The organism is Megasphaera stantonii, from assembly GCF_003367905.1.
Classification (GTDB): Bacteria; Bacillota; Negativicutes; order Veillonellales; family Megasphaeraceae; genus Megasphaera; species Megasphaera stantonii.
The window spans coordinates 138,187-151,237 of the sequence record NZ_CP029462.1; the positions used below are offsets into that span (position 1 = coordinate 138,187).

At 51.8% G+C, this 13,051-nt stretch carries 14 protein-coding genes; 1 reads left to right on the forward strand and 13 read right to left on the reverse strand.

All coding sequences use genetic code 11. The annotated features are described in order from the left end of the window. Nucleotides 1-9: 9 nt before the first annotated feature. From DKB62_RS00625 to DKB62_RS00665, 9 genes are all read right to left on the reverse strand, one after another. Nucleotides 10-1,008 (reverse strand): aldo/keto reductase, encoded by a 999-nt coding sequence (locus DKB62_RS00625; RefSeq protein ID WP_107195483.1) that lies wholly within the window; start codon nucleotides 1,006-1,008, stop codon nucleotides 10-12. Between the two features lie 26 nt (nucleotides 1,009-1,034). After that, nucleotides 1,035-1,859, reverse strand: coding sequence for an oxidoreductase (locus tag DKB62_RS00630; protein ID WP_107195482.1), 825 nt, complete (start codon nucleotides 1,857-1,859; stop codon nucleotides 1,035-1,037). Between the two features lie 29 nt (nucleotides 1,860-1,888). Continuing rightward, the gene (locus tag DKB62_RS00635; protein WP_107195481.1) at nucleotides 1,889-2,923 is read right to left on the reverse strand and encodes an alpha/beta hydrolase; all 1,035 of its coding nucleotides are present in this window, start codon (nucleotides 2,921-2,923) and stop codon (nucleotides 1,889-1,891) included. An 87-nt stretch (nucleotides 2,924-3,010) separates the two neighbouring features. Next, nucleotides 3,011-3,697 (reverse strand): RadC family protein, encoded by a 687-nt coding sequence (gene radC, locus DKB62_RS00640; RefSeq protein ID WP_162860274.1) that lies wholly within the window; start codon nucleotides 3,695-3,697, stop codon nucleotides 3,011-3,013. Next, nucleotides 3,697-4,257, reverse strand: coding sequence for a Maf family protein (locus tag DKB62_RS00645; RefSeq protein WP_107195479.1), 561 nt, complete (start codon nucleotides 4,255-4,257; stop codon nucleotides 3,697-3,699). Before DKB62_RS00645 ends, radC begins: the two co-directional genes overlap by 1 nt. Before the next feature lie 14 nt (nucleotides 4,258-4,271). After that, nucleotides 4,272-4,544, reverse strand: coding sequence for a DUF4321 domain-containing protein (locus DKB62_RS00650; protein WP_107195478.1), 273 nt, complete (start codon nucleotides 4,542-4,544; stop codon nucleotides 4,272-4,274). 174 nt (nucleotides 4,545-4,718) lie between these two features. Beyond that, nucleotides 4,719-6,407 (reverse strand): glutamine--tRNA ligase/YqeY domain fusion protein, encoded by a 1,689-nt coding sequence (locus DKB62_RS00655; protein WP_087478831.1) that lies wholly within the window; start codon nucleotides 6,405-6,407, stop codon nucleotides 4,719-4,721. A 147-nt stretch (nucleotides 6,408-6,554) separates the two neighbouring features. Continuing rightward, on the reverse strand, nucleotides 6,555-7,061 hold the full coding sequence (locus tag DKB62_RS00660; RefSeq protein WP_107195477.1) for a type III toxin-antitoxin system ToxN/AbiQ family toxin: 507 nt from the start codon (nucleotides 7,059-7,061) through the stop codon (nucleotides 6,555-6,557). Between the two features lie 291 nt (nucleotides 7,062-7,352). Continuing rightward, nucleotides 7,353-8,678, reverse strand: a complete 1,326-nt coding sequence (locus DKB62_RS00665) for an ISLre2 family transposase (protein ID WP_240320119.1) — start codon at nucleotides 8,676-8,678, stop codon at nucleotides 7,353-7,355. Nucleotides 8,679-8,936: 258 nt separating this feature from the next. Here DKB62_RS00665 and DKB62_RS00670 point away from each other — a divergent pair, with 258 nt between their 5' ends. Continuing rightward, nucleotides 8,937-9,839 carry a fumarylacetoacetate hydrolase family protein gene (locus tag DKB62_RS00670; RefSeq protein ID WP_095628889.1) on the forward strand — a complete coding sequence of 301 codons (903 nt, stop codon included), beginning with the start codon at nucleotides 8,937-8,939 and terminating at the stop codon, nucleotides 9,837-9,839. A 130-nt stretch (nucleotides 9,840-9,969) separates the two neighbouring features. Here DKB62_RS00670 and htpX read toward each other — a convergent pair whose 3' ends face one another. The 4 genes from htpX to DKB62_RS00690 all read right to left on the reverse strand — a co-directional run bounded on the left by htpX (nucleotide 9,970) and on the right by DKB62_RS00690 (nucleotide 12,970). Then, nucleotides 9,970-10,827: a zinc metalloprotease HtpX gene (gene htpX / locus DKB62_RS00675; protein WP_087478834.1), complete on the reverse strand. Its 858-nt coding sequence runs from the start codon at nucleotides 10,825-10,827 to the stop codon at nucleotides 9,970-9,972. A 111-nt stretch (nucleotides 10,828-10,938) separates the two neighbouring features. Beyond that, nucleotides 10,939-11,490, reverse strand: a complete 552-nt coding sequence (locus DKB62_RS00680) for a hypothetical protein (protein ID WP_232818857.1) — start codon at nucleotides 11,488-11,490, stop codon at nucleotides 10,939-10,941. A 20-nt stretch (nucleotides 11,491-11,510) separates the two neighbouring features. Beyond that, nucleotides 11,511-12,137, reverse strand: coding sequence for a site-2 protease family protein (locus tag DKB62_RS00685; RefSeq protein WP_087478835.1), 627 nt, complete (start codon nucleotides 12,135-12,137; stop codon nucleotides 11,511-11,513). A gap of 176 nt (nucleotides 12,138-12,313) precedes the next feature. Continuing rightward, nucleotides 12,314-12,970, reverse strand: coding sequence for an SIMPL domain-containing protein (locus tag DKB62_RS00690; protein WP_087478836.1), 657 nt, complete (start codon nucleotides 12,968-12,970; stop codon nucleotides 12,314-12,316). Nucleotides 12,971-13,051: the final 81 nt, after the last annotated feature.

The following is a 13,051-nucleotide window of genomic DNA, read 5'->3' on the forward strand; positions in this document are numbered from 1 at the left end:
CGCCGGTCCTTACGCCTTCGTCGCCGTGCCGCCGAAGACGGCAGACATGGGAACGGACTGGAGGGCCTGATCCAGGGCTGATACTTCATCTGCCGTCAGCATGATATCTGCAGCTCCGGCATTTTCTGCCATTCTTCCTTCCTGACGCGTGCCGGGAATCGGAACGATCCACGGCTTCTTGCACAACATCCAGGCCAATGAAATTTGACTGCACGTCGCTCCTTTGGCTTCTGCATATATCTGCAGGAGATGCAGCAATTCCTGATTGACGGCAAGGTTCTCTGGCTGGAACTGCGGCATAGCGCTGCGGTAATCGTCTTTGGAATTAAACGATGAATCTCTGCCGTAGCATCCCGTCAAAAATCCATTGGCCAAAGGCGAAAAAGCAACCAGTCCGATACCCAGTTCTTCTAATACGGGAAAGAGCGCTTCGTAATGGCGGGCCATCATGGAGTACCGATTCTGCACAGCCGCAACAGGGCAGACAGCATGGGCACGGCGCAAATACGCTTCGTTCACTTCAGAAATGCCCCAATGAAGAATTTTTCCCTCCTTGATGAGCTCGGCCATAACACCGGCAACGTCTTCAGCCGGAATCCTGGGGTCGACGCGGTGCTGAAAATACAGGTCGATGTAGTCCGTCTGCAGCCGCCGCAGTGAGCCTTCGACAGACCGGCGTATTTGTTCAGGACGGGAATCGGTTATAAGCGGATACGGCGTCGTGCCAGACGACGTATCAAAGACAATGCCGAATTTGGTAGCAATCTGCACCTCGTGCCTGCATGACGCCAGCGCTTTCCCGACAATGCGTTCATTGTCATGGGGATCTGACGGCGTTCCATATACTTCAGCCGTATCAAAAAACGTATATCCCATTCCGACAGCTCGTCGAATACGCCATATTGCCTCAGAAGGCGCTGTCGGCGCGCCGTAGGCATGAGAAAATCCCATGCAGCCGAGCCCTATAGCAGAAACGGACAATGTATGTCCCAGCAATCGCTGTTTCATCTGTACTGATCTCTCCTTTATCAATGTCAAAAATCTGAACTGACACTTAAATCTTTCTGAGCCTGCGCTTCAGCCAGCCGTCGTTCTAGTTCAGCGCAGACAATGGCTGAGGCGTCGCTGCCCAACAAAAGGCGCTGCGGAGGATTTGGCTGCTCAACCGCATCTACGATAACGCGTCCGGCTTTTTCCGGGTCTCCTGGCTGGTCATGATGGTTTATAATGTGTTCCTTTCGGTTTTTACCGGCTGTTTCTGCATAATCCTTGATTTTCACGGCCGTTCCTTTCAGGGAGTCGTCAAAAAAGCGCGTGCGGAATGCTCCTGGTTCTACAGTCATTACGGTGATGCCAAGGGGTGCTACTTCCTGCCGCAAGGCATCGGAAAGAAGTTCCAGCGCACCTTTTGTCGCTGCGTAATAGCCTGAACCGACGACGGCGCAGACGGCAGCTATAGAGGACACGTTGATAATGGCCCCTGCCTTTTGCCGTCTCATCTGAGGCAGTACCGCTTTCATGAGCGCTACCGGGCCGAAGAGATTCGTCTGAAAAAGTTCAGACACATTATTATCTTCTCCCTCCTCCAGAGCAGCTCTATAACCGTGTCCCGCATTATTGACCAGAACGTCGACAGGTCCGAATCGCTCTTCGGCTGCTTGAAGAGCCTTCCTAATGCTGTCAGGTTTCGTCACATCCAATGCGGCTGCCAGAGCCCTTTGCGGATAAGCCGCTGTAAGGTCCTGCACCGTTTCCAGTCTGCGGGCTGTTGCCACAACCTGATATCCCTTCTGCAGAGCTGCCTTGGCAATGCCTCGGCCAATTCCGCTGGAACAGCCTGTAATAAGCCATGTTTTCATATGTTTTCTCCTTTTCACAATCATTTATACTATTGAAGCTGCCTTTCCCAAAAACAGACGGCCTCGTCAAGCCACCCCTCAGCCGGCGTACCCGTACCGAGACCAAAGCCATGACGCAGTCCTGGATAATGGTGAAATTCCGTGTCAATACCCAAGGCTTTTAATTTTTGAAGACGCCTTTTCATGGTCAGCCAATCAGCAATGCCGTCTTCTTCTCCCACACAGGCATACGTCGGCGGATCGGCAGCGCTGTACTCACTGTACCCCGTATACTGCATGATGACCGCAGCCGGTTTTGGCAAATTTCCTCCGCTAAAAGCAGCCGTTCCATACGATCCGACCCAGGCAGCCATGCGGGCACCAGCAGATCCTCCCCACAAAGAATATCCATAGGTCCTAACTCCCAGCTCATCAGCATGGGCAAAAATGAAGGCAATGGCCCGAGACAAATCTTCACAAGCCTTTTGCGCATCGGGACGGTAAATCAGCGCAAAAGCATTATACCCTCTTTTGGATAATTCCAGCGCCTGCGGAAAGCTGTCATGCATAGCTGCTACATAGGCAAATCCGCCGCCGGCGCTGCAGACGGCAAAAGGCGCACCGGCTCTTCCTTTAAAAAAGAACAATCCCGTATTGTTTTTTTCTGAATCCGCTGCCTTTTCTTCTTCTGTATATATATCATAAAAAATGGTTTCTCCCGCTTCGGCGCGCTTTTTTAAATAGTTGGCTATTTCTACAGTTTTCTTCGGATCTATGCAGCTGTACCACGTCAGCTGCAAGCTGCCCAAGGTACGACCGTTGTAATACCAGGGCTGCTGCGGAAACAGAAGCCGCCCATAGTCAGCAAAAACGGGATCGCCTGCAACGTCTGAAATCGGAGTATATGCAGTATAGGCACCGTCAGTTTGAGAATGAGGCGCCGTCTTCATTTCTCCCCGATACGGCAGCGTCACCTCTTGTGTCTGACTCGTTTCGGCACTGCAGCCAGAGGCAATACACGCCGTCAGACATCCGAACAACCCGAACCACATCTTCTTTGACACAGCTTTCACCTCTCTTTCCATTACAGATTATAAAAAAATCGAGACTTCGGCAGAAGTCTCGATTCGTTAACACATATAATCTATAAGTTAGGAGTCACCATATTTAATTTACATATATCCCAGCTCACAAAGGCTCGAAAAGGTGCCGTCGCCGATGATGATGTGATCCAGGACGGGAATTTCCATGATATGGCCGGCCTGGGCTATTTGTCTCGTCACGGCGATATCGTCGCTGCTGGGAGCGGGATCGCCGCTGGGATGGTTATGTACCAGGACGACGGCGGCAGCGTTGTACTGAATAGCAAATCGAAAGACCTCGCGGGACTTTGCCAAGCTGGAATTTATCGTGCCGATCGTCAGTGTCCGCACGGCGATGAGCTGATTTTTCGTCGATAAGTATACGGCACGGAACTGCTCCTGCGGCAGGAAGCGCATATCTTCCATGACGTATTCGGCAATGGCTGCAGGCGTACTGAAATCAGGAGCATTCTGCTTGACCCGCTGGCGGGCAATGCGCCGTCCCAACTCGACAGCCGCGCAGATCGTCACAGCCTTATCGGAGCCTACGCCGCGAACGGCACATAAGTCCGCCACGCTGGCTTCGCTGAGGTAATAAAGGTTCTCTCCAGGCAGAGAGCGCAGCAGAGACCGCGATACGTCTAAAACGGAGTGCCCCTTTACGCCCGTACGCAGCAAAATGGCCAACAAATCCTGATCCGTCACGGCTTGCGCGCCTTGCTGGAGAAATTTTTCCCGCGGCTTTTCACAGCAGGCCATAGGCTGGACCGGGCTCATCAGAAGGCTACCTTGGCCTTGTGAAGCATCCGGCAGACTTGAGATAATGGCAGGCCGACGACGTTCGTATAGGAACCGTTGATCTTATCGACAAAGGAGGCTGCCCGTCCTTGAATGCCATAGGAACCGGCTTTATCCAAGGGATCGCCGCTGGATACGTAGGCATCGATTTCCTGATCTGTCAGCCGCCGAAACCATACCTTCGTTTCGACGACCTTTGTGTATATTTCCTTATCGCGCACCAGAGCCACGCCGGTCAATACGGAGTGCTTCCCATTGGAAAGGCGATGAAGCATGGCCGAAGCCTCTTTGGCATTGCGGGGCTTTCCTAATATTTCGCCGTCTACGACGACAATCGTATCGGCTCCCAGCACCCACTGGCCGGGATATTTTTCAGCAACGTCGCAGGCTTTGCCGACGGCCTGGGCCTGTACGTATTTTTCCGGGTCCTTCTTTTTCGGCGAATCTTCCTGATACGTACTGGGGTTTACCATATAGGTAATACCGGCCTGAGTGAGTAATTCGCGCCGCCGCGGCGACCCTGAAGCTAAAATCAACACGGGAATAACCTCCTCTAACTGACGTGACGATAGATAAACAACGCTACGAAGATCCCAAGGATGCTCAGCAAGTTGGGAGCAAAGCGAATGCCAAAATTAATCTGCATGATATATAAGTTTAAATCGACGTTCTGAATATTAAAGATTTCATAATGCTGCGACAGCATGGGCATGAGGTTGCCCAGCTGGATTCCCGATAAAACTTCTCCAAGAATGCCGCCCAACAGGCCGCCTGCCAACAGAAACAATATGAGAAGCAGCACGCCATGAGACCCAATGGATTTCATAACTTATAGTTCCCCCTCTACCAGTAATGGTGTGATTTCATTATACAGTGTTCCCTGCGGCACTGCAACTGAAATACAAAAACGAACCGGTATTCTCATCGAAATTTAAGACCGATGGAAAGACCGGTTCGTTTTCTCATGCTATTTTAATCTTCTTTTAAGATTTCTCTCATCTTACTGCTTTTTCTGCATCTTGGCCCACGTATCGCGCAGCCCGACGATGCGGTTTACGACGAGGCGTTCCGGCGTCGAGTCCTTGTCGATGACGAAGTAGCCCTGACGGAGGAACTGGAATTTGTCGCCGGCATGGTAGGAAGCCAGAGCGGCTTCGCCCTTGCTGGCAAAGGTTTCCAGGCTGTTGGGGTTGATCTGGGACAGAAAATCCTTCTTGTCGCCTTCGGCGTCGTCCGATTCATCGGTCTTAAACAGGTAGTCGTAGACCCGCGTTTCGACGTCGACAGCGTCTTCGGCGTTGACCCAGTGGAGGGTGCCCTTCACCTTGCGGCCTGCATTGGCGCCGCTGCCGCTCTTGCTTTCCGGGTCGTACGTGCAGTGCAGCTCGACGATGTTGCCGGCTTCGTCCTTGACGACGTCTTCACACTTGATGATATAGCTGTATTTCAGGCGGACTTCCTTGCCCGGAGCCAGGCGGAAGAACTTCTTAACCGGTTCTTCCATGAAGTCGTTCTTTTCGATGTAGATGGTCTTGCTGAAGGTAATCTGACGGGTGCCCATGGCTTCGTTTTCCTGATTGTTTTCCGCCGTTATCGTTTCCGTCTGGCCGTCGGGATAGTTGGTAATGACGACCTTCAGGGGATCGATGACCGTCATGAGACGCGGCGCTTTGAGCTTTAAGTCTTCACGGATGCAGTACTCGAGAAGGGATATGTCAACCATGCTGTCAGCTTTGGCTACGCCGATGCGTTCGCAGAAGTCGCGGATGGCTTCGGGCGTGTAGCCGCGGCGGCGAATACCGGAAATGGTCGGCATACGCGGGTCATCCCAGCCGCTGACGATGCCTTTTTCTACGAGGGTGCGCAGCTTGCGCTTGCTTGTAATCATATTGGTGACGTTCAGACGGGCGAATTCAATCTGGCGCGGCTTCTGGCCTTCCGGGTCGTCCCATTCTTCGAGGACCCAGTTGTACAGGGGGCGGTGGTCTTCAAATTCAAGGGTACAGATCGAGTGGGTAATCCGTTCAATGGCGTCCGATACGGGATGGGCGAAGTCGTACATCGGGTAAATGCACCATTTGTCACCTGTGCGGTGATGATGGGCATGGACGATGCGGTACAGGACAGGATCGCGCATATTGAGGTTCGGGCTGGCCATGTCGATCTTAGCACGCAGTACTTTTTCGCCGTCGCCGTACTTGCCTTCCTTCATTTCGGCAAAGAGCTTCAGGTTTTCTTCGACGCTGCGGCTGCGGTACGGGCTTTCCTTGCCCGGCGTGCTGAAGGTGCCGCGGTATTCGCGGATTTCATCGCCTGACAAATCGTCGACGTAGGCCTTGCCCAATTTGATCAATTTGACGGCGTAGTTGTACAGGGTATCGAAATAATCAGAAGCGTAGAACATGCGGTCGTCCCAGGTAAAGCCCAGCCACTGGACGTCTTCCTTGATGGAATTGACGTATTCTACGTCTTCCTTGGACGGGTTCGTATCGTCGAAGCGCAGGTTCGTAATGCCGCCGTACTTTTTGGCGATGCCGAAGTTCAAGCAAATCGATTTCGCGTGACCGATGTGGAGATAGCCGTTCGGTTCCGGCGGAAAACGGGTGTGGATGCGCTTTCCATATGTATTTTTTTCGTTATCTTCATCGATAATATTTTCAATAAAATTCTTTGTGATTTCGTTATCCATGAACGAGTCTCCCCTTTATGCCTTATGTATGATGTTTTATTTTATCACAAATTACAGAGCCTTTCTACTTATAAATTCAGCAAACCAGCCGGTTTCTGGCATTTTCAAGATATTTTTCTACAGAATCGCAGCCAAAATTCACCTATATCACATATTGTCGGAATCGTTCTGCATATATTGGCGGCAGGCCTGTTCCAGCAACGGGAAACAACAGCATCGCTGCATAACTTTTTTGTCAATCGATTTCAGCGTATCGCCCCCGACAAAGAACAGATTTCGTAACGCCCTTGCAATTTTTATAATGTTCGCTTCGTCTTCTTTGATGTATTCATATTGATGCTGCAGCAGCCGCCGATACTGTTTATCTTGAATGGCGTCGAAATCAATGAGCAGTAATTCCGCGACGGGTACTGGAATCATATTGTTAAAATTAATAGCGCCGTATACGCCTTTATTAATTTTTCTAAAATCTTTTCCGTTTTTCATTTTCAAATGCTTGGGCTTAGGCGACGATAAAGGCGCGTAATACGTCACGCCCCCTACTTCTACGACAATTCCTACATACGGTCGCTTTTGATTTTTATTATCCGGCACTTTTTCATCAAACTGCTTTAGATATTGTATATACGTATCGCTGACATGATACAGACGCATAGCTTCTCCTTTTTATACAAAAATAGAGGACGTTTTCACGCCCTCCATCGTTTTTTAGGTCCTCACTTTATGGTAGAGGCTCACCGCTTTTTTAGGTCCTCACTTTATGGTAGAGGCTCACCGCTTTTTTAGGTCCTCACTTTATGGTAGAGGCTCACCGCTTTCTTTCATTTATATTTTACAAAACATTTCTTCCGCAGTCAATACGCATTCTCGTCTCGACAGTGTCAAGTTGTTGTGGGTATATATTTGACAGAAACATCTTGGCATGTAAATCCGGCCTTTTAGTATCTAATGTATATGGTGATATCCACTGTTTTGGATATCTTTCATCCATCTTCCGTGTAATGCGCCTTCGCTCCCCGGCATACGGCAGCTGTGCTCTGCATCATACACGCAGTACGGCAGCCGCCGGCGTCGGCATTGCCTCGTCAATTCCTGTTCATTCAGGTCTGGTACTGTATCGGAGTGTTTCTTCGTCAGGCAATCTAAGGCATAGCGCCACACGTCGCCGCCGTTTTCTGCCAGCGTCCGCAATCGGGCAATCCGTTCCGCCCCGTCTTTGCTCCAGCCCATTCCACGTGAGCTCAGCCGGGCCGACAGGATATGACTGACATGCCCTTCCGTACTGCTGGCGAATGTCTCCCGGTTCTGCAGCCAGTCCCGAATCCCTTCCCAATGGTTCAGGATATATTGCTGACCTCTTCGAATCGCTTTTCTCCGATACGGACGGTGCCGTATCTTCTGTTCAGCTTCCCGGCAGAATTGCTCCCGGTCATTGGCCAGCAAGGCGTCATACAGAGGTTGGATCGTTTCCGTCCCCGCTATCTGCCGCAAGTATTTGACAACATGAAATCCGTCCGTGACGCAGCGGCTCTTTTCCAGGTACGACGTCGCGCTCTGTATCCACGCCGCCCCGTCTCCCAGAATCGTAATCTCTGGACTGTCGTATACGGTTTGGATATATTCCTTGATTTCCTTCCAAGGCATCCCATATCCCGTAAACACCCGTTTGGCTGTCAGTGTTCTCCGTTTTTTTCCCTCCGCTACTTTCCCTTCATATACATAGGCCAGCCGCAGCTGCCGGCTGTTTCCCTGCTGCATAGCCACATGGTCTTCGTCGGCTTCGATGAACAGTTCGGATACCTTCGGCCTCCGTTCCGGCAGGGGAGCCGCCGTATTGGGGATCGTCCCCAACCGGCATAAGACGTTCCGCACGCTCTGTTTGCTTACCGGGACCGGAGTGGCTACTTGGGCTGCTTTCGCATAACTCATATCCTTGGCATGTTCTGCCATTCGGGCCTGACAGGAAGCCTCGATCCGGCTGTACGCCGGTAGCTGGCACCATTCGTCCAGCAGATAGGTGTAGCGGCCCGTGTCTTTCTGTCGGTAATACCGGCGGTGAAAGGTGATTTCTCCAAACGTGGTTACCAAGGTACGCGAACGGGCTGTTTCTTTGATCTGATAGGTACGTTGCGGCTTCACCGTTTCATAGATGGCTTCATCGGCCTGTTCTAACATTGCCGACAACACCTCCCGCCCCAGGTTCTGCACAAACTCTTGTACAGCCAGCGTCACGTCGGTCAGGGACGCCTGGCCCGTTACTAACGATTCCATGTTTGTATTAAAAAAGTCTGTACTGAGAGAAAGAATCTGTTGTATAATGTTCATGAGAAGGACTCCTTTGCGTGAGATTGTGGTGATTTCATTATACCAAAGAAGTTCCTTCTCTTTTTATATGTTCTTCACTTTTGTGCAGTAAAGTTTTCCCACAATTATTTTACACTAACCTCGTCTCAGCGCTATATTGCCTATAACATATGTGATATAATAAAATATACATATATCTTTAAGAATTAAAGGAGACGATTGGACATGATGATAAAAAAATTAGTAACCTACGAGGATATGGGCCTGGTGCAGTGGGGCGTCCTCGACGAGACGGAAACAGGCGTATACGGTGCCATTGCACTGGAAGAGGCCTTCTTTACGCCGCTGCCGGAAACGCTTCTCGAATTCATCCGTCAGGGAAATGAAGGCCTGCTGGCCTTAGCCGACGCGCTGGAGCAGAATGAAAAGACCTACGCCGTCGCGGCTCAGCCCCTGGATACGGTTCGCATTATGGCTCCCATTCCTCATGTAGAGCGCAATATCTTCTGCATCGGCAAGAACTATGCCGACCACATTGCCGAATTTGACAAGACCGCCGTGCCGGAGCTGCCGAAATATCCCATGATTTTCACCAAGGCCACGACGTCGGTCATCGGCCCTGACGACCTCATCGATCCCCATAAAAACGTCACCAGCGCCCTCGACTATGAAGGCGAGCTGGCCGTCATCATCGGCAAAGAAGGCTCCGATATTCCCGTCGGCGAAGCCATGGATTACGTATACGGCTTTACGATTTTAAACGACGTGACGGCCCGCGACCTCCAGGCTAATCACGGCCAATGGTTCCACGGCAAGAGCCTGGATACGTTCTGCCCTATGGGGCCCTTCCTGCTCCTGCGGGACGCTGCGCCCGATACCTTTACGGTCGTCACCAAGGTCAACGGCGAAGTGCGACAGGACGCGACGACAGGCGAATTTATCTTCACCATTCCCCAGCTCATCCAGACCCTCTCGCAGGGAACGACCCTCCTGCCCGGCGACATCATCGCTACGGGCACGCCGTCCGGCGTAGGCGTAGGCTTCAATCCGCCTAAGTTCATCCATTCCGGCGACGTCGTAGAAATCTCCATTTCCGATATTGGAACGCTGACTAACAAAGTAAAATAAAGGGCTATGCAAAAACAGCTTCTCTCTGCCAAATATCACCGGCAGGCAGAGAAGCTGTTTTTCATACAAAACGCCCCGCTCCTAAGGGAAACGGGACGTTTGCGTCATTCATATGTCGTTGTCAGGGCTATTACCCGTGCAGTTCCCGATCCAGGGCTTCTAAGCGGGCAATGCGGTTTTCCGTAGACGGATGGGTGCTGAATAAATTCATCAAATTGCCTTTGAGACCCGAGAAGGGATTGATGATGCACATGTGGGCCGTCGACTGAGTCGCACCGGGCATGACCCGGTAATGGGCGTAGTTATCGATTTTAGCCAGCGCTCTGGCCAGAGCCAGCGGGTCGTCGATCATGCGGCCCCCTTCTTCGTCGGCCATGTATTCGCGCGTACGGGAAATGGCGAACTGAATCAGCGCCGCCGCAATGGGCGCAATGATAATCGTGCCGATCAGGGCGATGGGATTAGTGCTTTCGCCGTCTTCATCACGGCCGCCGCCGAAGATAGCCGCCCACTGGGCGATGTTGGCGATCATGGAAATGACGCTGGCGAAGCAGGCGACAATCGTGCTAATCAGGATATCGCGGTGCATGATGTGGGACATTTCATGGGCCAAGACGCCGCGGATTTCGTCTTCGTCCAGCATCTCCATGATGCCCTCCGTAGCCGCGACGGCTGCATGGGAAGGGTTGCGGCCCGTAGCAAAGGCGTTGGGCACGTCCGTCGGAATGACATATACCTTCGGCATGGGAAGTTCCGCCCGCCGGGCTAGGTCTTCGACGATATGGTACAGGTAATGGCCTTGGCCGACTTCCTGGGCTTTATACATTTTTAAGACAATCGAATCGCTGAACCAATAGGAAAAGAAATTCATCCCTAAGGCGATGACCAGCATGATCATGACGCCGCCGCGGCCGCCGAAGGCTCCGCCGATGAGCATCATAATACAAGCCAGCAAAGTCATCAAAAACACTGTTTTTACACTATTCATGGTGACGTCTCCTCACTCTTCAAGGAATATAAAAGTCAAAAAGTAAAATGGTGTACTATTATTATATATGAGAATCTTTTTTATGTCAATAGAACATGGACTTTTGTCTTGTCATTCCTTTAAAACATGATTATTGTATCGGCGGATGACGACGGCATACATGCCGTCCTTATCCTTTTCCGCCTTAGCGAAGACGACGATAGTCACGTCGCCGCGGACCCACGTCGTCATGCGGCCGCTCTGCCTGACGGGAAAGTCGTCCATGGCGGCGTAAATGCTGGCGCGAAGACGCCGGTAGATGTCGCGGGCCGTCTTTTTGTCGGCCGTGCGGAAATAATTGTCGAAGGCTAATACCTTGCTGTCAGCCGCCGTATCGTCCGTCAGGATGACCAGGCCTTCCTGCACGGTCACGCCGTCGCGGGTCACAGACCGCTCCGCCCGTTCCAGCTTGGACGTCGTATTTCCGTAAAAAGTCCAGCCGGGCAACGCGGAAAAGTTAGCGTCGAAATCTGCCCGGGACATGCCCAGGTGCACCGTGTCATAGGCCGTCGTCGGGCTGAGGGAAATCTCGTCGACAGACTGATCGTAGTCGAAGGCCGACGCCGTCATCGGGCCTAGCACCAGGCAGCAGGCAAAGGCGAGGGCGCAAAAAATCCGTTTCATAGTTTAAACCTGCCTTTCTCTTATAAAAAAGGAAGCAATGCCAGACTAAATACGCTGAATACGAGCCGCTGCAGGGGAATCAAAATATACGAGAAGACCGGCGTCATCATCAAGGCAATGAGGATGATAAAGCTGTACCGTTCCAGGCTCGCCAGGCGATAGTTCCATTCCGACGGCAGGAAGCACATGAGGATGCGCGAGCCGTCCAGCGGCGGCAGGGGCAGCAAGTTGAAGATGGCAAAGTTGATATTATATATGACGATCATGCTCAGGACAAGCTGCAGGGCCGTACCGGTAAATAAATCCAGTCGGCTGAAGACAACCTGGGCGACAAGGGCGACGAACGCCACGATCAGATTGGCCGCCGGACCGGCAAAGGCTACGCACAGCTCCCCCTTCCGCCAGCTGCGGAAATTATTGGGGTTGATCATGACCGGCTTGGCCCAGCCGAAGCGGGCTACGAGGAGCATGAGCGCCCCGATGGGGTCGATATGGGCCATAGGGTTCAGCGTCAGCCGTCCCATCAGGCGCGGCGTGTCGTCGCCCATATAATCGGCCACGAGCGCATGGGCGTATTCGTGCATGACCATGGCGATGAGCAGGCCGGGAATACCAGCGACGATATGCAATATGTTGAAATCAAACATGTATGTTCCTCCATTATACGTTGTTGTAAAATATACTATTTATGTATTTTATAGTAATATACGATGCGCAAAAAGTCAACGACAACGAGCCGCTGAAGCAGCTCCAGCGGCTCGTTGTCCTCTATCGTTTACCTAAATTTTACATTCCGGCGGCCTGAATGCGGCTCTATCGCCTCTCAGCAGATTTCCCATACAAAGGTTGCCGAATCGCCGGCGTGAATATCTTCCGGTTCCATATCGATGGATTTCACGCTCTTCACGCTGCTCAGACATTCGCTTTCGTAGGAAAAACGGGTCGACGAATAGATAGACAGCTCGTCCCAGCTGTAATGTATCGACAGCAGAGCGCCCAGGGACGCCCCCGACGCTTCACACAGGATTTCAGCCCTGCGCCGCGCGTTTTCCGCAGCCGAGCGAAGGATGTCGTCTTTTAATTTCTCCGAGTCCTTTACGGAAAAGCGGATTTCTATTTCCGGAGCGGATATGCAGGCCGCCATAGCTGAAAGAGCCTGCGACAGGCGGCGCGATTCGAAATCAAACTGCAGCCTTACGTCGTGATGCACGACAAACCCTTCAAATATGCGCTTATAATTGCCATCTCTGTCCTTTATCGTGTCATATGCCGTATCGACCCTGAACTTCGTCGTCTTAAGGTCGTCGGCTCCAAATCCGGCATGTTTCAGCGCCCGGCTGAGGCCGTCGATCTTTTCCGCCGCCCTATCCATCGCCGTATCATATTCCATGTCGCTCGTCTTCATAGACATATTGATAGTAACGAAGTCGGCTTTCGCCGTCGCTTTTCCTACGCCCCGCACGGTAATAGTTCTCGTCATGTTACATTCCTCCTATGCTAAATACAGTATTCCATATCACTTCATTTAGAAAAAAATTGACAACAAGCCGCTGCCGGTTAT

Bases quoted from the DNA above. Each gene is read 5' to 3' on its own strand.
- DKB62_RS00650 (WP_107195478.1), bottom strand. From the start codon at position 4,544: ATGAAATCCATTGGGTCTCATGGCGTGCTGCTTCTCATATTGTTTCTG.
- DKB62_RS00655 (WP_087478831.1), bottom strand. From the start codon at position 6,407: ATGGATAACGAAATCACAAAGAATTTTATTGAAAATATTATCGATGAA.
- DKB62_RS00685 (WP_087478835.1), bottom strand. From the start codon at position 12,137: ATGTTTGATTTCAACATATTGCATATCGTCGCTGGTATTCCCGGCCTG.
- htpX (WP_087478834.1), bottom strand. From the start codon at position 10,827: ATGAATAGTGTAAAAACAGTGTTTTTGATGACTTTGCTGGCTTGTATT.
- DKB62_RS00625 (WP_107195483.1), bottom strand. From the start codon at position 1,008: ATGAAACAGCGATTGCTGGGACATACATTGTCCGTTTCTGCTATAGGG.
- DKB62_RS00670 (WP_095628889.1), top strand. From the start codon at position 8,937: ATGATGATAAAAAAATTAGTAACCTACGAGGATATGGGCCTGGTGCAG.
- DKB62_RS00690 (WP_087478836.1), bottom strand. From the start codon at position 12,970: ATGACGAGAACTATTACCGTGCGGGGCGTAGGAAAAGCGACGGCGAAA.
- DKB62_RS00630 (WP_107195482.1), bottom strand. From the start codon at position 1,859: ATGAAAACATGGCTTATTACAGGCTGTTCCAGCGGAATTGGCCGAGGC.
- DKB62_RS00635 (WP_107195481.1), bottom strand. From the start codon at position 2,923: ATGGAAAGAGAGGTGAAAGCTGTGTCAAAGAAGATGTGGTTCGGGTTG.
- radC (WP_162860274.1), bottom strand. From the start codon at position 3,697: ATGAGCCCGGTCCAGCCTATGGCCTGCTGTGAAAAGCCGCGGGAAAAA.
- DKB62_RS00680 (WP_232818857.1), bottom strand. From the start codon at position 11,490: ATGAAACGGATTTTTTGCGCCCTCGCCTTTGCCTGCTGCCTGGTGCTA.
- DKB62_RS00665 (WP_240320119.1), bottom strand. From the start codon at position 8,678: ATGGAATCGTTAGTAACGGGCCAGGCGTCCCTGACCGACGTGACGCTG.
- DKB62_RS00660 (WP_107195477.1), bottom strand. From the start codon at position 7,061: ATGCGTCTGTATCATGTCAGCGATACGTATATACAATATCTAAAGCAG.